Genomic DNA, 18,849 nt, shown 5'->3' with positions numbered 1-18,849 from the left:
TTAAATACAATAGGCGGAAATTCTCCGCCTACGAATGATCACCCTGCACGAAAATCAACAATGAATAATAACACAGCCTACAAAATAAAAGGAGAATGACTTATGGCATACCTATTACAAGTGGATTTTCCAACGAATGGACCATTCGGTGATGAAATGACGGCGGCGTTTACTGGATTAGCACAAAGCATTACTGAAGAAGAAGGTTTCATATGGAAAATCTGGACAGAAAGCCCTGAAACAAACGAATCGGGCGGCATTTATCTTTTCGAAACAAAAGAAACAGCTGAAAAATATTTGGATATGCATACCAAAAGACTGGCTGGATTTGGTATCACAGGTGTCAATGCAAAAAACTTTGCCATCAATTCTAAGCTTAGTGAAATCACAAAAGCTCCAGGTTTGAAATAATCACGAATTAAATAGAAAGGGAGTAGCTCTGATGGCTGCTCCCTATTTCCGTTTGATTTTAAACGGTCAGATCCAGTTATAAAGAAACTGTTCTAGTCCTCGACAAAAAAATATTGAATACGACCAAAAATTCACTTTTTAAAAGGGGTTAAGGCAGTTTTAATCAAAGATTAATTGGTTATATTGTTAGAGGAATTTGTCGGATACATAGGTAAATATCGCAGAAACTTCAGCTAGGAAGCCTAAATACTTTTTAAAAACGGAAGCTGTAAATTCGGAATGTTTTAAATTATATGTTTTAATAGAGCAATACGGAAAATTTGTAGTAAGGAGAGGGAACTATTTGCTGACAAACCATTTAGACTTTAGACTTGAGCCGCAATTAAAGGAGCTCTATGAGGAACACAAGAGAAGGGCTGAAAAAATAGATTGGGGCTATCATGATTTCCTGCCTTGGGATAAGGCGCAGGATTTCCGGAGGGTGCCCTGGAACCCTGAACAGGTAACACTGCCGCCGGGTGTGGTAACGGCAGTAGAGACGGCACTTTTGACAGAGGTGAATCTGCCTTGGTTCACATCCTATCTTGATCAAACCTTTAAGGGGTCACTGACGGTCATCAAGGATTTTGTCCATACTTGGACGGCGGAAGAGGACCAGCATTCAAACCTTTTGGAGACCTATCTGTTGATTACTAGAAACGCTGATCCTATGCGCATTCGTCAATTGCACAAGCAGACGGTTGAAGGAGGATGGGAGCCTGATTTTCATACCCCTTTCGAGACGATGGTCTACACATCACTGCAGGAACTCGCGACCATGGTTTTCTATTATAATGTGGCGAAGGTAGCAGGACCGCATGACAAAGAATTGGCTACGCTCCTTAGACGGCTTGCCAAGGATGAAACTCTGCATTATGCTTTCTATCGCGATGTTATTAAGCTACACCTGCAATTGGAACCGAATTATTGCTACTATCTCGGTTATGTAATTAAAAATTTCCAGATGCCGGGTACGGTTATGCCTGATTTTGATGACCGGATGGCCATTATTGCAAAGGAAGCCAATTACGGACCGCTCGAGTATTTTGACCAAGTACTGGATGTCATAGTTGATTATTGGGACATCGCGAATCTTAGACCGATTGCTCCAGAAGCAGAAAAGGCGCGGTTAGATATTCTTAACTACCATGCAAGACTTAAACGCGTACGAGATCGATTTTACGCTAAAAAATAGTGACCGTGGGGACGGTTCTTGTGGTCAGAACTAACAAATAGGACCATGAGAACCGTCCCCACGGACCCAAAGAAAAGGAATCAGTGATCATCTCGCTGATTCCTTTTTTTTTCGTTTTTTGTAAAAAAAATAGTAGAACATTATCGAAAATTAGCAATTTCGGCCGATTGAAAATGGTATAATCGAATTAGTAAAAGGTTGATTATTCAATTTATATAGTAAGTTAATCCTGTGTAAATACTACTAATCTAGTCGTATGTGCTGGCGTGATTATTTTTAATATTCCTAACATTAAAAAACATATTTGGCTGATGTTCCATTATGAGTATAGATTATTATGATAAATGGTTTGATTTGTTGTAGGAAGTTCTAGTAGAAGGAGAGCAAAATGGAAAATATTCGGGTGGAACGAAAACATTGGATGTTTATCGTCGTGGTTATTTTCATGGTGATGGTAACTAGTTGTTCAACCAGTGAAGTAGATGGGAGAAATAAATTAGGACTGCCTGATCCGAAGGCAGGAGCCCAAACCCGATTCGAGGGTGCAATGAGTAAAGAACTGCCATTTGTTTATACAACGAAGAAGGAGCTATCGATTACGTTTAACGGTATGGGTGACAAAGATAGGATGGAGCAAATTTTAGCTCAATTAGATTTATATGATATTAAAGCGACTTTCTTTGTTCCAGGTATGAGAGTGGCAGAAGAGCCAGATATTGCGAAAGAAATTGTTTCGAGAGGACATGAGCTTGAGAACAATACCCTGAACCGATTGGACCTGACAAAGCTTTCTTATGCTGAGATTTTTAAGGAGATTCAATTAGCGAATGAGATTATTGAAGAGAAGACGGGGATAACGCCAAAATACCTTCGAACGAAAACAGGTGACTACAATGAAGATGTGAGGTTAGCGGCTGCACAAGCGGGGCTCGATGCTGTCGTGTATTACAGTGTAAACCCTCAAGATTGGGATATGAAGGATGCCCAGACGATCGCTGAGTATGTTTCTAGATCTATTACTAGAGGTGGAATTATTACCCTAAATACCGATGTGAATCCCGAGGTTATTAAGGCGATTCCATTAATTGCCGAAGCGGTGAAGCGGGTGGGCTATGAGATTGTTCCATTGGGGAAACTGGCTGCAGGTGGCAGTGAAAGGAAACCGTTAGCTCAAATTCCAGGGTATGATGCAGCGAAACGAAATAAAGATTATCAGCAATCGAAGTATGAAATCATCGAGTCTAAGGATACGGATAAAAAGGAAATTGCCTTAACCTTTGATGATTGGGGCACTGATTATAAGGTAACGCAAATATTAGATATATTACGAGAGTATGATGTGAAATCCACCTTCTTTCTTAGGACGAATGGTGTTGAAAGGAACCCTAACCTGGCAAGAGCCATTGTCGAAGAGGGGCATGAAGTCGCGAATCATACATATTCCCATCCGATTATTACGGATTTAACCTTGGAAGAAATTCAGCAGGAAGTGGTCAAATCACATCAAGTATTAACCGAAGCGATTCAACAGCAGCCAGCGATGCTCTTCCGCCCGCCGACTGGGGAAATTGATGATAAGTCTGCAAAAATAGTTGCAGCAGCAGGCTACCCATCGATTATTTTATACGATGTTACATCACTGGATTGGGATGTAAGTGTCAGCGCCGAGCAAATCACCTCCACTATATTGAAGGAGACTGGAAATGGCAGTATTATCCTCCTCCATTTACTAGATGAAATTAACACCGCAGAAGGGCTGCCTGCTGTCATTCAAGAACTCAAACAGAGAGGCTACACCTTTGTAAAAATAACGGATTGGATGAATTAACGTTTTTTAGATCATTGGCTGTGTTAAAGCCCACACTGAGAAGGAGTTGGAGAAAATTAGGAATCGGTTTAAGTTGGCTACCATGAGTCATAGAAAAATAAAGAAAGAAAGGGTTGAAGTACTGGCTGGTACCAAGCCTGATCGACGACTTCTATCGAAAGTGCCAGATCCAGATTTAGTACGAACATCAGCCGATCGAAGAGGGATTAAGCACCCTGACCTTAGTGGAGTAGTGAGGGATGCGAAGGATGAGAATGATTTTAGTGCCAGGTATGTTGCTGATTTCCCTGCTATTCTTACAAAAGATCAAAAGACGAAGGACCAAAAGATTCATGTTACTGTCGCCGATATTTCTGTTACCGGGGTCCTGTTAGAAGTTCCAGCTAATCTAACAACCTTTGAAAAGGGGGAAACCTATTTTCTCCGGTTTACCATACCGCCAGGGACTATTCCTGAGGGGTTAGAGTCGAAAGTGAAAATGGACGCTAAGGTTGTTCGAACCTTTATCCAAGAGGTTGAAGGCAATGAAAAATTGATGGTTGCATTTGAATTTTCGATTCCTCTATTTGTCTATCATAAAAAGAGGCGCTGGGGTTATTCCCTGCCAATTGCAAGTATCCTGCTCCTTATGGTTACAGTTTTCGTATTACTCATGCGGCTAGAAAGCGTCATCTATTTAAAATACAACTTTATCCTCTATTTATATAGCATTATTGCGGCTGTCTTTTTATTATCAAGATATTTATTTGGTGCATTTTATAAGGATGTCCCGATTAATCCCAACTTTACCCCAGGTGTTTCCATCGTTATCCCCTGTTTTAATGAAGAAGAATGGATTGGTAAAACGATCAAAAGCTGTATCAACCAGGATTATCCGATTGATAAATTAGAGGTCATTGTTGTCGATGATTGCTCTTCCGACCAGTCTGTTAAGGTGATCCAGCAGACAATCGATTTATTGCATAAGGAAGCCGCACGGTTTAAAACAGTGGAACGTGTTCATATGCTGCCACTACCCGAAAATAAAGGGAAACGGGAAGCTTTAGTAAAAGGGGTTGAAATCGCCAAACATGATTTAGTCGTATTTGTAGATTCTGATAGTTTCTTAGAATCCACAGCGATAAAAAATATTGTCCAGCCTTTTCAGGATCCTAAAATGGGCGGTGTAGCGGGACGAACAGACGTTGAAAATAAATATACGAATACACTGACAAAGCTTCAGACGGTACGTTATTATATTGCTTTTCGGATCATGAAGGCTGCAGAATCGATATTTGATAGTGTCACTTGTTTATCGGGGCCATTATCCTGTTATCGAAAGGATCTTGTCTTAAAACACAAGGAGGATTGGCTGAATCAGAAATTTTTTGGCCACCCTGCAACATTTGGTGATGACCGCAGTATGACTAACTATATCCTGCGGACACACCGGACTGGCTATCAGGATAGTGCGATTTGTTCGACGATTGTGCCTTCAAAAACAACTGTGTTTTTAAAACAGCAAATGAGGTGGAAGCGGTCGTGGCTGCGTGAGTCATTAAGAGCTGCCTCCTTTATCTGGCGCAAGGAACCGTTGATGTCACTATTTTTTTATATTGGTTTACTTGTTCCGATTGCCGCTCCAGCCATTGTTGTTCATAACCTTATTTATGTTCCATTGGTTCATGGGATATTCCCGACGACCTTTTTGTTAGGGCTTTTGTTAATGTCTTTGCTTATGAGCTTTTCTCATCTCATGTTCCGTAGAAGTAATTTATGGATATTCGGTATTGTCTTTTGCTTATATTATGAATTGGTTTTGTTATGGCAGATGCCGATTGCCTGGTTTACCTTTTGGAAGTCAACATGGGGAACAAGAATGACACCGCAGGATATGGAAGTAGATGAAAAAAGAAAAGCTAGAAAACAAAGAAATAAAAAGAGATTTAGTCTTCCATTATAAATCGGGTTATAAATTTATTAATGTTAGAGGGTAGGTTGGAGATGAGGTTTGGCAGGTTAAAAAAGAAGCAATCCAGCGCTCTTGATTATCAAAAGAAGGATAGGAAAAAAACTACAAGAACCATATTCCAATTGATCTTTCTCTTCTTTTTAGCATCACTCTTGATTAAAGCTGCATTTAATCATGAAAGTTATACCGCACTCGAGCAATCGAGCTGGAGTAATAAAAAAGGGTTTATCGCTTTGTCCTATTTCGGTGTCAGCACATCTGGAAGTCAAACCTTGATCGCCAAAAAGCAGCTGGAGGAACAGCTTCAAGTGCTAAAGGACAATGGGTATGTAACGGTTTCACAGCAGGATATTATTAATTTTTATCAAAAGGGAGAACCATTGCCAGATAAAGCGTTATTCTTATCCTTTGAGGATGGACGGAACGATTCTAGTATTCTTGCTCAGACTCTGTTGGAAAAGTTTAATTTTAAGGCAACGATTCTGACCCATGCAAATACATTGGGTAAGAGGGAATATAAGCTTTTGCAGCCGAAAGATTTATTGAAAATGAAAGAATCGGGATATTGGGAGATCGGAAGCAGTGGATACCGGTTAACCTATATTAACAACTATGATAAAGATGGATATTTTATTGATAGGATTGATGAAACAGATTTTGAAGCTTTCAATATAGAGAAATCTAATCATTATTTAATGGATTTTCTGCGTGATAAGAATGGAATCCCTGTTGAAGACAGAGCTGAAATGGAAAAACGGATTAACACCGACTACCAATTGATGAAAAAAACGTATACAAGGGAACTTGGGTTTATTCCTGATGTCTATATGATTATGCATGCGAATTCGCTTTATAACGGAATGAATAACTTAGTGGAAAAGGCAAATGATCAGAACATAAAGTCGATGTTTAAGCTGCATTTTAATCGGGAAGGACAAGCTTATAATGCTCTGGATTCAAATCAGTACAATCTGACAAGAGTTCAGCCAGCACCGCACTGGTCTGCCAACAGCTTATTGATGAAAATCCATGAAGATTCTGGTCAAAAGGTTACCTTTGAAACGGGTGATAAGCAGCTTGCTAAGGATTGGAAGCTTCAAGGTGGAGCTGTTCAGTTTGCAGAAAATAAAGTGATTCTGACCTCTCCTCCTGGAAAAGAAGGTCTCCTTTTCTTAAGGGATAGCGATTCTACCCCAAATTACCGGATAAACCTGCGTGTGGGAGGGACTCCGGAAGGGAAGCAATCCATCTATCTTCGGTATAATCAGCAAAAGGGGACAAATCTCAAGCTGGTCCTTGAGAATAATGAACTTTCCGTCATTCAAACGGCGGCCAACAATAAAGCAGAGATATTAAAAAGAGTAGAAGTAAACAAGGAAGAAATCATCGTTGAGTTGAACAATCAACAGCTATCACTTTGGCAGGACGAAAAACCTCTTTTCGAAAAGCTGCCATTTGATGCCGCGCTCGATAACGGTGGTTTGGCATTGGCTTCGGAACCTCGAGAGATAAAAGAGGATGAGTTGGGTGATCAAGATGACATATATGATAGCGTATTTACCAATGTCCAAATTGTCGAGTTCACTAGTTCAGAAACTTTATTTTCTAATACGAATTCAGGAGTCCAAAAAGCAATTGATTTGGTAGATGAGGAAATGAAGGATCTAATCGATTGGACGATCGCAACCTTTTAACATATAGGGAGGACATCTAGTGTCAAAGCATAAAGAAAAGAGAAAGTGGTACTTGCTTACTTCTTCTATTATTTTACTGGTTGTGATGGGTTCCTGCTTCTTTCTAAAGTCGATAAAAAATGCACCTGAAAAGAAGCAGCAAGTGCTGCCGGTGGAGGACCCTGCGCCATTTGAATTGTCGGCTTGGCTGGTGGATTGGAATTGGTCAGCTGGGCTTGAAGATGCAAAAGGTCTGTCCAAAAGTTTAACCAGCCTGCAGCTCTTTGCCGCCTATTTTAATCATGATGGTGAGCTATTGTTAACCAAGAATTTTAAGGAAATGCTTCCGCAATATAAGGAATCCATCGATGATTCTGAGGTATTTATGACGATCGTCAATGACCGGATTCAGCTTGATGGAACCTCCGTTCAAAAGGATCCCGACCTAATTAGCCAGCTCGTAGGTTCAGAGGAAAGTCGAAGCCAGCACATTAATAAAATCATCGAAATGGTAGATTTGTATCAGCTTTCTGGTGTGGAGATTGATTATGAAAAAGTCGCTGATAACGATTGGAACAACTTGATTGCTTTTTACAGAGAGTTATACAGCACATTAGAGGACAAAGGGAAGAAGCTGCGAATTGTGCTAGAGCCGAATGCACCGCTTGAGAGTCTGCACTTTCCTGAAGGGCCTGCATATGTGATGATGGCCTATAATTTGTACGGAACACATAGTGGACCCGGTCCAAAAGCCGATCCAGCCTTAATCTCCAATGTCGCGGAGAAATTAACCCATCTTTCAGGCAAGCATTACATTGCACTATCGGCTGGCGGTTTTGATTGGCGAGAAGATGGTAAAATCACTTCCTTGACAGAAGAAAAGGCGATTGCGTTATCAGCTTTAAGTAGTAAACCTCCTGAGCGGGATGAGGAGAGTGGAAGTTTAAGCTTCGAGTATGTGGACGATACAGGAATGAAGCACACCGTATGGTATGGGGACTACCGAACATTAAAAAAGTGGATTAAATCTGCCAAAGAAGCGGGAATTACTAAAATTGCACTTTGGCGATTAGGTGAAATCAATCAAAAAACCATTGATGTTTTAATGGAGTATTAAAGGTCCATGCCCCTTTCCTCGAGGTGCCCTTTTTAGAAGCCAGCGAAAAAACGCTTTGTCAATGAGGGTAGTTCGTCCAAACCATTTTCCATATTCTTAATAAACTAATTATATAAAAAGGTTTGTTAAGAAAGGGAGTAGGAGAATGAAAGGGAAGAAGAAACATCATCATAAGCATCATCATGGTAAAGACAAGCATGACAACAAGGAAAAACATGATCAAAACGACAAGCATGAAGATAGTAATAAGCAAGACAAAAAAGACCAACACGATGATTGCGGCTGCAACAAACAAGACAAAAACAACAAACAGGATGATTGCAAAAAGCAGGACAAGAATGACAAGCACGATGATTGCGGATGTAAAAAACAAGACAAAGACAACAAGCAGGATGATTGCAAAAAGCAGGATAAGAATGACAAGCACGATGATTGCAGATGCAAAAAGCATGACAAAAACGACAGGCATGATGATTGTAAAAAGCAGGACGAGAATGACAAGCATAATGATTGCGGATGCAAAAAACAAGACAAAAACGACAGGCAGGATGATTGCAAAAAGCAGGACGAGAATGACAAGCATAATGATTGTGGATGCAAAAAGAATGATTATACCCGTACGTATAAACAAACCAACAAGTATAATCAAATGAAAAAAGATTCTTGTAATCCTTGTGGAGACCAAAAAAATGATCATGATTACAGTGAACGCAGACAATGCAGGAATATTAATTGTTTATTCCAATGTAGATGCTGGTAACTTTGTTAGGGAGGGGCTAGAAAACAGTTTAATTAAATATACTTAAATCTATCTAGAATTATTTATTTTAGGTAGATTTTTTTTGTCCATAAATACAAATAATTAATAATTTGGTATATAATGGATTTATGGGAGGTATTTTACATGTTTTCAATAAAAGAAGCGGCGGATAGTTTAGGTGTATCTGTATCTACTTTACGACGGTGGGAAAAAGAAGGAAAAATTACTTCTACAAAAACATCAGGTGGGCATAGAAGGTACACGATTGAAGATTTATCATCATCTAAGAGAAGTAAATCAAAGTTAACTAGAATTACTATAGGGTATTGTAGAGTATCTTCTGCTGATCAAAAAGAAGATTTAAGAAGACAAGTTGATAATGTCAGTCAATATTGCATTGCCAAAGGATATTCTTTTAAAATAATTGAAGATTTAGGAAGCGGATTGAATTACAACAAAAAAGGATTGAAAGAATTAATTACCTTGATACAAACAAATCAGGTTGGAAGAATAGTAATAAACTATAAAGATAGATTGCTGCGTTTTGGAATGGAAATGTTAGAACAAGTTTGCCAATTTCACGATGTGGAAATAGAGATTATTAACCATTCCGAAGACAAGACCTATGAACAAGAATTAGTGGAAGATATTTTATCAATTATCACAGTATTTAGTAGTAGATTGTATGGTAGTAGAAGTAAAAAAACAAAAAAGGTAAAAGAAGCAGTGGAGAATGCATTAATAGATAAATAAATAGTTCAGTATTGTTAGGAGGTGATACCGATAATTTATAATAAGAAGATTAAACTGAGAACCTCAGCAGAACAAGAATTACTTCTAGATGGTCAATCAAAAATATGTAATTGGTTATACAATAAACTTTATGAATTAGTGGAAAATGATTATAAGAATGGAAATAAGAAAAAATTATTATCCGGTCGTAATCTACGAAACGAAGTTCCAAAGATGAAGTTAAATTCACCATTCTTATATAAAGTGCATTCTTCTCCTTTAAAGAATGTAGCATTACGTTTAAAAGAAGCTTATGATCGGTTTTTTGATCCTAAATTAGAGAATCAAAAACCAAAGTTCCGTTCTTGGAAAAAGAAATGGTTTTCGTTATTTTATGATGAACCCACAAAAGGCTTTAAACTCATCAAAGAAAATAAATTGTCTATTGCCTTTGGAAAGTTATCTGATGAAGAATACTCAAGCTTAAAGGAAAAAGATAAAACGGTAAAAAGGCAACTTTCAATTAAAATGACCTTATTGGAACCGATGGTTTTGACAGAATTCGAAAAAATAAAAACCTTGCGCATTACAAAAGATATTGGTGGTTATTATGCCATATTCACGTTAGAAAATGTGAAAGAGCAAGAAAAGGTTCAGGAAGAAAGTTACATTATTTTTGATCCGAATCACAAAAATTTAGCAGTAGGAATTGATCATAATGGTATTTCTTATGAATTAAGATCCCTATCTTCTACGCTAAAATATTGGGATAAACGGATTGACCATATAAAATCCAAACGGGATAAATGTGAAAAAAGGTCTAAATTGGTGGTCACCATAAATACTGAGTATTGGAAGCCAAGTAAACGTTGGTATTATTTAAACCAAACACTAGAACGAGCTGAGCTCACGCGGCGAGAACAAATTAAGCAGGCGTTATATACTTTTGCTCATTATTTTAGCAAGAAATATGATCATATTTTTATTGGAGATTATGTGCCGACTCCGGATGTAGCAATGTACGGTTCCATGAGACGAGCGATGTTAAATCAAACACCAATAGGACAATTCCGGAAAATAGTGGAATGGGTGCAAGAAAAAAATTTGAAACATTACTCAAAAGTGGATGAGTTCAATACCACGAAAGATTGTTGTGTTTGTGGTCACCAACAAAAGAAAGATCCTGATATCCGAATTTTCACTTGTCCATCTTGCCATACGACCATGTATCGTGATATGAACAGTGTAGTCAATATTGGTAAAAAAGAAGGAAAGTTATTGCCTCGCTTGGGCTATATAGGGGTGGAACACCCTATGTATACAGTCTGGTGGGATTGGAAGCAGCAAGCAATTGTTCGTGGGAAATTCCGTCAACTGGCTAGTGGAAATAAGTCACTAGATAAAAACAAAGAGAACCCTTCGGTAGCAGAAGAGTTCCTCCAAAATATTATCTAAACTGATTGTTTTGAATAGTTTTAGGTAATTTAGGGAAAGCGGTTCTATTAACTTAGAAACCTCCCTTTTTAATACAATGAAGACCGGCTTCCATTGGAAACCGGCCTCGAACTCTATTAAACTATTTCATATTTAATTAAACGTTTATTAATACAAAAGTAGGGTATATCCTGTTGTGGCTTGTAAATAACTAGTTTTTATTGTTGGAATTGAAGATTATTATTAAAAATCATGACATTGCTACGACAAAATTCTTCGCTGGTATCGACCAATAGTACCTTTATAAAAGGGTTTATCGCATATTTAAACAATCGTTTAATTAACAAGGAATCGTTCGAATATTGTCGAGGATGAACGGTTGTTAGCTGGTGGAAAATGGTAAAATAGTAGGGGTGATTGATTATAAAGGGGGAATTATGGGATGAGAAGAACAAAGAAACAACAACGAAAATTAGATGAGGCTATAAATTTAATCCTTTTGATAGTTGCCAGCGCTTCCTTATTTATTACAAAAAACTTTTATGTAACAGGGTTAGTTATAGTTATGACTATGATCGTAATGGTTGTCATAGCTTCAACTAAAAGAAAAGGAGCAAAAGAACGGCTGCGAAATTCTAGAATTGATGAAATCGATTCGATGGATGGGATTCAGTTTGAATATTATTTAAAGGAGCTTTATTTATCTAGAGGATATGGAGTGGAGGTAACGAGTGCCAGTGGGGACTATGGGGCAGATCTGGTGCTGAAAAAGGATGGGAAAAAGGTTGTTGCCCAAGCTAAGCGGTATTCTAAAGATGTTGGAATTATGGCCGTTCAAGAAGTTATCGGGGCGAAGTCTTATTATAGTGCAAATGAAGCCTGGGTGGTTACGAATAGCTATTTCACAAAAGCAGCAAGAGAGCTAGCACAAACAGGGAGTGTTAGGCTGGTGGATCGAGATGAGTTAATAGATTTTATCCTAGAATTAAATTCAGCAGCTGTAAAGCCGGAGCAGATTAAGAATATTAATTCTAGAACTACTATTAGTAATCATGGGACCTGCAGCAAATGTGGCAGCCCTATGGTATTGAAAAAAGGAAAAAGAGGAGAATTTCTTGGGTGCAGTAGTTTTCCGAAGTGTAGATATACAAAAAATGTGGGATAGGCAATCCTATTTTTAGTAAAAATAGAATTACTGACTGCTGATACATATATATACCAATTCAGTAGTGAAAATTGGTTGTAAGTATGGATGCCCTCAGAGTTACCAGATGTGACTTCGAGACAAATTCAAGACCGGCTTCCATTGGAGACCGGCCTCGAACTCTATTAAACTATTTCATACTCTGTTACATTGCGGTCAATTACTCGTGCTCCTTTAACCGAAGCATAGTTACCATTAGTAGAAGTGAAAACTCCAGACGCGATCATTGCTTCCATCGCAGCCTTCACCACTGTTCCATCAATCGGTTCCTTCGGATTTTCGATTGATAAACGAGCGGGTTTCCCATACTCTGTCACAAACTCCAATTCTAATGTTTTAGCCATTTCATTCACCTCCCCCTATCCGTTATTTTCCCATTACGCTAGTAATTCAGAACTGTCGACTCTCTCCATGCTGTTGAGAGAATCATTGGACAAATTGATAACAGCTTGTGCTGCTTGTAGAAGTTGGTCAGCTGTCGCTAACTTTTGGATATTGTTGAAAGTTTTCGCCTTTAGAATCGGTTTACCGTCATCTTCCATCCCCACCTGGAACACCAAACGCAGCTTAGACGTTGCTATAATTGCTCTTGCCATCGTAATCACCTCCTTTCACCCCTTTATATATGGAAAAGTAGGCGAAAAGGACAGGGTCCTTGAAAATAAATTTTTAAAAAAGGATTTAGCTCATTTTAGTGAGTTAAAATTTCATGGCATTGAGTTGTATAGAAGGTTTGCCTTAAGCTATGAATAAACATTAAACCGACACCTTTTTTACTGCAAAGGAGTGGAGAAATATTGATTTAGAGGGATTTTAACAAAAACTAATCAAACATTTGGTTAGAATATTGGTATAGGGAAAATGATAGAAGAATGTTAAGTAAGGGAGAATTTAATTTTTTTTCAGGGATAGTGTGGAATTTTCAGAGAAAAGCCAGCAAGGGATTCGACAAAAAATTTCCTTGGAAATGAGAAAATACGTTATATACAAGTCAATATTCCAGAACTAATCAAACGTTTGATTAGGGAGGAGTTCGTAGAAAACAGTCGAATGTTATACTAATCATTAGAATTTAAGGCGCAGTTCAATAACGAGATGAAAGAAGTGTAGCTATGAAGTTAAAGAAAATACACCATATTGCTGTTATTTGTTCTAACTATGAAGTATCAAAGGATTTTTATGTAAGAATTTTAGGGCTTGCTCCAATAAGAGAAGTGTATCGAGAGGAAAGAGACTCTTATAAACTAGATCTCGAGGTGAATGGCCAATATCAAATTGAGCTGTTTTCGTTTCCGAACCCGCCAGCACGGCCGAGTTATCCGGAGGCTTCGGGTTTAAGACATTTGGCCTTTGAAGTAGACGATATCGAAGAGGTAGTTCGTCATCTAACCACCATGCAAGTGGAAGTGGAGGATATTCGTATAGATCCCTGGACTCAAAAGAAATTCACCTTCTTTGCTGATCCGGACGAGTTACCTATAGAACTTTATGAATGTTAATATCGAGCTGAAGGGGGGAAATCACAGGATTTCCCCCTACAATTTTAACTAATCATCAGCAAACAATTCACCCAGATATTCAGAGTGGTCAAGATACTGCAGCACAAATTCCTCTAAGGTCATGGGGATGCCGGTATCTTCTAACCAATAATCATAGCTTACTGCAATCGTTTTTTTGATGAGGTCGTTACCCCGCCACTTTCTGGCCAGGGGATGAGGAAGGCTGTAGAGGACATCACTTACATCCTGGATACTGGTCATGATAACACCACCTTAAAATGGCTTTTAACTACTATATGTCACAGCTAATTAATAAGGCTGTAAACGCTGAAAAAAATAATAAATCTATGACTTTTGTTGTATTCAAATATCCAGTTTATGAAGTTATTATATTTAGATGGAATGGTTTGAATTCAATAAAAGAGAGAAGGTATTTTTAGAATGTCTTTGGATAGGTTTGTCATGGCTTTTTTGCCGATAGGGATTGACTATGACATGTTAAAAAATGTAGGAATTTCTATCGGGATTTTGGTTTTATTTATTCTTTTTCGAAACCTCTTTACGAAGTATGTCTTTCAGTTGATATTAAAATTGTCTAGAAAAACACCAACTGATTTTTTTACACAAATATGTTTGAGTTTTGAGCGTCCGTTAGGCTGGGGGTTCATTATTTTAGGCTTGTATCTCGCCATGGACTATTTTCCTTTTATCGAACAGCACAATGCGTTATTTTTAAAATTTTTGCGTTCGATGGTTATTGTTTTAATTACATGGGGATTGTTTAATTTATCCTCGCCTTCTACGGGGATTTTAGTCAGTGTGAATCAAAAGATGAACAATAAGATTGATTTAATTCTTCTTCCGTTTATATCAAGAACGGTTCGTGTCATCCTTATTGCCATTAGCATTAGTATTGTTGGTCAGGAATTTGATTATGACGTAAATGGTTTGGTCGCAGGTCTTGGGTTAGGGGGGCTGGCGTTTGCCTTAGCTGCAAAAGAAGCGGTAGGAAACCTGATCGGTGGAATTGTTATTGTGACTGAAAAGCCTTTTTCCATTGGTGAGTGGATTTTAACCCCTAGCGTGGAGGGGACAGTTGAAGATATTAATTTCCGAAGCACAAAAATTCGAACGTTTAGTCAAGCGCTTGTCACCGTTCCCAATTCAACACTTGCGAACGAACCGATTACCAACTGGAGCCGTATGGGAAAACGACGCATCACTTTCCATTTGGGGCTTAATTATCAAACCTCTAAGGAACAAATTCAAAGAGTGGTTCATCGGATTGAACAAATGTTAAGAACGCATGAAGAAATTCATCCGGATACGATAATGGTAGCTTTCGATCAATACAATGATAGTAGTCTTGATATTCTGTTGTATTTTTTCACGAATACGACCGTTTGGGCAGAACATGTTAAAATCAAACATGAAATTAACATTGATATAATGGGGATATTAGAGGAAGAGGGAGTAGAAGTCGCCTTTCCAAGCCGAACCATTTACGTATCTCCACAATCAAGTGAATTATTTCAAACTATGGGATCTTTTGATTAAAATTGTGACCTCGGGGACGGTTCTCGTGGTCACACTGACCTCAAAAAAGAACGATGAAAACCGTCCCACTGGCTGGGTTTTAAAAGCTTGAAATCAGGAGATAGTATTATATAAGGATTTGTGTTAGCATATACAGCGATATAGAAAAGGAAGTGAGCATACGTGATTAATATAACTGTTCCAAAACCAGACGTTACGATTACCAAACAGGACAACCCTGAGCTGAGTAATATTTATGGATTTACCGATTTTCACCTTATCACTCGTGAAAAGGGCGGCATTTACATGTTTTATAACAAAAACGATGAGCTGCTGTTTGTAGGGAAAGCAAGAAAGTTACGCCCTCGAATCAAAAAGCATTTTGAGGATACGGTGTCCCCTATCAAAAACCATCGTGATGAAGTCACAAAAATTGAAGTCTGTGTCATTGAAGATCCCGTACATAGAGAAATTTATGAGACGTTTATCATTAATGAATCCAAGGCGAAGTATAACGTTGACAAGGTATTTTTTAGATAATGAATAAGGCAATGGGGAAATCCTGTTGTCTTTTTTATATGGAAAGGTGAGGGGAATGGCTACCTATATCTATACTTATGCCAGCTATGAAGATGAACGTTCATTAAGGTCTTTGGAGATGCGCTCATTATTTGGAAGTGAATCTCATACAAGTATTTTAGAGAGTTCGATAAAAATTGATCCCAGCCGAAGTCCGTTTATGAAAGAAAGAATAGCCGTCATTTTTGAAGAGGAGAGTTATCACGAGCTTCTTGAGAATCTCGCAATCTTGCAAATCAGGGAAACGTTTAAAGTGATGTATGTGAAAATTGGCAGTGTGGAGGAAACCTTCGAGAAGCGGCGCGCCATTGAGAGGGAAGTCGGTTTACATATAAATGGTGTGGCTGATATTCGGCAGCCGCAGCGATTGTTTGGGGTCATGAATATCAACGGAAAATGGATATTTGGTGATTATGTGGAAAGCGAATCGGTGTGGTATCAGCATCAGCAGAAGCCGCATCATTATTCCACTGCGCTCAGCACCCGTGTGGCAAGAGCAGTGGTGAATATCGCCATTCCGGATCCAGCCGGAATCAAAGCCATTGACCCTTGCTGTGGAATCGGAACTGTCCTGGTAGAAGCACTGTCGATGGGCATTGATATCGTGGGGAGCGACAATAACCCTGTTATTCTGGCGGGAACACGAGAGAACATCGCACACTTTGGTTTTTCATGTGAAGTGAAGTTTGAAGATATGCGGAACATCACCAAGCATTTCGACGTTGCAGTTATCGATTTACCCTACAATTTGTGTTCGGTTATTTCGCCTGAAGTACAGCTGGAGATGCTTCAAAGTGCCCGGAGGTTTGCGGATAAAGTGGTAGTCGTAACCGTTGAACCGATTGATGAGATTCTACTTAAAGCGGGGTTTGTGATTGTTGATCGAGCGGTTGCGAAAAAAGGAGTTTTTACGCGTGAAGTGATTGTTTGTGGTTAATGTTTCAGAGGCAACGGACCTTAAGAGGATTAATTTGTTGATGAGAGAGTCCATGGTTTCAAGTTCGACATCTTTCCCCCCATTTTAATAACAGAAGTTCTTTGTTTATAGGTGCTCTGTGTGGTTTTAATTAAACGTTTGTGTAATATCAAAACGTGTGGATTTTTGTAGAATACTAGTTTTTATGAATTATTATTGGGGAGATTTATCGATGCCTGAACTGGTTCGTCGACAGGAATTTTTCTAGTAAGCATGCTTGAGTTCATTGCCAAAAGGGTTTTAGCCCGATTTAATCAAACGATTAGTTGGTTTATTTTTGGCTAATCAAACGTTTGATTAGTTTCGTAGTAATGGCTGCTAATTGAGGCTTTTATTTAATAATGTGGGGAGGAATTTGTCAGATGATTTCATTCCTAATCTACAGAAATGCTTTAAATTAGAGGGTGCCCCAAAGGTTAGGGGCACCCTCTAATTGCGCTTGGCAGCGCACCTGTGAAAATGTTACTTATTGACCTTGCCATAAATGGATTAAATCCTGATTTTGTCCTCTGGCAAAGACATCCGTACGATTTGGTCCCCATGAGACGGCGGCTGGTGCTGAGGTTAAGCTGCCTTCAAGGTTTTGCCATGCTTCCCAGCGTGAGCCATTCCATTCTCTCCGGTATAGCTGGTTCCCTGTACCTCGAACAAAGACCTCTAATTGATTTGGACGTCTGGAGGAAACGGTTGGAGCACTTGTTAGTGTTCCTCCAAGGTTCTCCCAATTGCTCCAAGAGCGGCCATTCCACCATTTATGAATTAAATTATTATTTTGTCCCCTTGCAAAAACATCTATCCGGTTTGGATTCCAGGAAACCGCAGCGGGTTCAGAGGTTAATGTACCGCCAAGGTCTTCCCAATCCTCCCAGCGTGAGCCATTCCATGACTTCTTATAAAGACGATTCCCATTTCCTCTCACAAAGACATCAAGCTGGTTTGTTCTCCGGGAAGAAGCGGCAGGACCGCTTGTTAAGACGCCGCCAAGGTTTTCCCAGTCACTCCAACTGCTGCCATTCCACCATTTATGATAAAGGGCGTTATCAGTGCCGCGAACAAAGACATCGATTCGATTTGGTCCCCAAGAAACAGCACCTGGAGCAGATGTCAACCCACCGCCAAGGCTTTCCCAGTTACTCCATCTACTGCCATCCCACCAAATATGATAAAGTGCATTGTCTGTGCCACGGCCAAAGACATCCAGACGATTGTTTTGCCAAGAGGAAACAGTAGGTGCAGAGGTTAATGTGCCACCAAGGCTTTCCCAGCCTGACCAGCCTTGGCCAGGTTGACCGCCACCGCCACCACCATCGGAATTCAGTAGATCCAATACAATTTCAATGACCCTCGTTAATACACGATCCATGGTATTTTCCGGTATATTCAATTGCGTAAATAATAAGCGAAACCATGGTACCTGTCTTTGAAACTGTCGATAAATTTGTGCAGCTGATTGATTCGTGTCTGTCTGGTTAAGCGTGTAATTAACGATAAAAAGAAAAACATATTCCGTAATCTGTCTGTTCATTCCCGCACGTTCGAGCTGGGAAAATAAATTATTATGTTGGGAACGGAGTTTCTGCATAACCTCCTGGGCAGTTACTTGTTGGCGAGTGTTTAAATACGAATAATCATTGTAGTACATGGGCATATTGGGTTGTACCCAATAATAATATGGGTTTCTATACATGTAGATTCCTCCTCTTTTTCATTAGCATATGTTTGGGAAAGACACTTGGGCATGAAAATGAATAAGGAGCTTGTTTTGAATTATAGTGGGCAATAAGGTGAATTGGGGTGGAAAATACCAAATGAGAAAAGTAACAAAAAAAGGAGTATTCTACAACGAGAACACTCTTTTAAAATTGCTAATATTCACGTAATCAAGGGTCTCGCAGGGCTCACTAGCTGGTACAAC

General features: G+C 39.0%; 18 protein-coding genes. 14 read left to right on the top strand and 4 right to left on the bottom strand.

The genetic code is table 11. The features are described from left to right. Positions 1–102: 102 nt before the first annotated feature. From ACY3XC_RS24955 to ACY3XC_RS24910, 10 genes are all read left to right on the top strand, one after another. Positions 103–411, top strand: a complete 309-nt coding sequence (locus tag ACY3XC_RS24955) for a monooxygenase (protein ID WP_464870997.1) — start codon at positions 103–105, stop codon at positions 409–411. A gap of 343 nt (positions 412–754) precedes the next feature. Further along, the gene (locus ACY3XC_RS24950) at positions 755–1,645 is read left to right on the top strand and encodes an acyl-ACP desaturase (protein WP_179158844.1); all 891 of its coding nucleotides are present in this window, start codon (positions 755–757) and stop codon (positions 1,643–1,645) included. Positions 1,646–2,033: 388 nt separating this feature from the next. Continuing rightward, positions 2,034–3,473 (top strand): polysaccharide deacetylase family protein, encoded by a 1,440-nt coding sequence (locus tag ACY3XC_RS24945; RefSeq protein WP_464870996.1) that lies wholly within the window; start codon positions 2,034–2,036, stop codon positions 3,471–3,473. A gap of 82 nt (positions 3,474–3,555) precedes the next feature. Next, positions 3,556–5,415 (top strand): glycosyltransferase, encoded by a 1,860-nt coding sequence (locus tag ACY3XC_RS24940; protein ID WP_464870995.1) that lies wholly within the window; start codon positions 3,556–3,558, stop codon positions 5,413–5,415. Between the two features lie 41 nt (positions 5,416–5,456). Continuing rightward, positions 5,457–7,118 carry a polysaccharide deacetylase family protein gene (locus ACY3XC_RS24935; RefSeq protein WP_464870994.1) on the top strand — a complete coding sequence of 554 codons (1,662 nt, stop codon included), beginning with the start codon at positions 5,457–5,459 and terminating at the stop codon, positions 7,116–7,118. Between the two features lie 19 nt (positions 7,119–7,137). Further along, positions 7,138–8,214, top strand: a complete 1,077-nt coding sequence (locus ACY3XC_RS24930; RefSeq protein ID WP_464870993.1) for a glycosyl hydrolase family 18 protein — start codon at positions 7,138–7,140, stop codon at positions 8,212–8,214. A gap of 215 nt (positions 8,215–8,429) precedes the next feature. Further along, complete coding sequence (locus ACY3XC_RS24925; protein ID WP_464870992.1) at positions 8,430–8,867, top strand: hypothetical protein; 438 nt, start codon at positions 8,430–8,432, stop codon at positions 8,865–8,867. Between the two features lie 251 nt (positions 8,868–9,118). Then, on the top strand, positions 9,119–9,727 hold the full coding sequence (locus ACY3XC_RS24920; RefSeq protein WP_464870991.1) for an IS607 family transposase: 609 nt from the start codon (positions 9,119–9,121) through the stop codon (positions 9,725–9,727). 21 nt (positions 9,728–9,748) lie between these two features. Next, positions 9,749–11,161, top strand: coding sequence for an RNA-guided endonuclease InsQ/TnpB family protein (locus ACY3XC_RS24915; protein ID WP_464870990.1), 1,413 nt, complete (start codon positions 9,749–9,751; stop codon positions 11,159–11,161). A 421-nt stretch (positions 11,162–11,582) separates the two neighbouring features. Beyond that, a complete protein-coding gene (locus ACY3XC_RS24910; RefSeq protein ID WP_464870989.1) occupies positions 11,583–12,305 on the top strand; it encodes a restriction endonuclease in 723 nt (240 codons plus the stop codon). Between the two features lie 164 nt (positions 12,306–12,469). On the opposite strand, the gene ACY3XC_RS24905 is transcribed toward ACY3XC_RS24910, so the two are convergent. Both ACY3XC_RS24905 and ACY3XC_RS24900 read right to left on the bottom strand, forming a co-directional pair. Then, on the bottom strand, positions 12,470–12,688 hold the full coding sequence (locus ACY3XC_RS24905) for a DUF2922 domain-containing protein (protein ID WP_179158840.1): 219 nt from the start codon (positions 12,686–12,688) through the stop codon (positions 12,470–12,472). Positions 12,689–12,721: 33 nt separating this feature from the next. Continuing rightward, positions 12,722–12,940 (bottom strand): DUF1659 domain-containing protein, encoded by a 219-nt coding sequence (locus ACY3XC_RS24900; RefSeq protein ID WP_179158839.1) that lies wholly within the window; start codon positions 12,938–12,940, stop codon positions 12,722–12,724. A 516-nt stretch (positions 12,941–13,456) separates the two neighbouring features. Here ACY3XC_RS24900 and gloA2 point away from each other — a divergent pair. After that, positions 13,457–13,843 carry an SMU1112c/YaeR family gloxylase I-like metalloprotein gene (gene gloA2 / locus ACY3XC_RS24895; protein WP_179158838.1) on the top strand — a complete coding sequence of 129 codons (387 nt, stop codon included), beginning with the start codon at positions 13,457–13,459 and terminating at the stop codon, positions 13,841–13,843. A gap of 48 nt (positions 13,844–13,891) precedes the next feature. Here the strand turns inward: gloA2 and ACY3XC_RS24890 are convergent, their stop codons facing one another. Next, on the bottom strand, positions 13,892–14,104 hold the full coding sequence (locus tag ACY3XC_RS24890) for a hypothetical protein (protein WP_464870988.1): 213 nt from the start codon (positions 14,102–14,104) through the stop codon (positions 13,892–13,894). Positions 14,105–14,284: 180 nt separating this feature from the next. Between ACY3XC_RS24890 and ACY3XC_RS24885 the strand changes: the two genes are divergently transcribed. The 3 genes from ACY3XC_RS24885 (at position 14,285) to ACY3XC_RS24875 (ending at position 16,895) form a co-directional block, all read left to right on the top strand. Continuing rightward, the gene (locus tag ACY3XC_RS24885) at positions 14,285–15,400 is read left to right on the top strand and encodes a mechanosensitive ion channel family protein (RefSeq protein WP_256989087.1); all 1,116 of its coding nucleotides are present in this window, start codon (positions 14,285–14,287) and stop codon (positions 15,398–15,400) included. Between the two features lie 162 nt (positions 15,401–15,562). Next, positions 15,563–15,919, top strand: a complete 357-nt coding sequence (locus ACY3XC_RS24880) for a nucleotide excision repair endonuclease (protein WP_464870987.1) — start codon at positions 15,563–15,565, stop codon at positions 15,917–15,919. Positions 15,920–15,974: 55 nt separating this feature from the next. Continuing rightward, the gene (locus ACY3XC_RS24875; protein WP_464871014.1) at positions 15,975–16,895 is read left to right on the top strand and encodes a TRM11 family SAM-dependent methyltransferase; all 921 of its coding nucleotides are present in this window, start codon (positions 15,975–15,977) and stop codon (positions 16,893–16,895) included. Positions 16,896–17,400: 505 nt separating this feature from the next. On the opposite strand, the gene ACY3XC_RS24870 is transcribed toward ACY3XC_RS24875, so the two are convergent. Then, on the bottom strand, positions 17,401–18,621 hold the full coding sequence (locus ACY3XC_RS24870) for a PLL family lectin (protein WP_464870986.1): 1,221 nt from the start codon (positions 18,619–18,621) through the stop codon (positions 17,401–17,403). Positions 18,622–18,849 lie beyond the last annotated feature (228 nt).

It is taken from the genome of Bacillus sp. CZDM1 (assembly GCF_055502545.1).
This window is presented reverse-complemented; position numbering and strand designations above follow the sequence as displayed.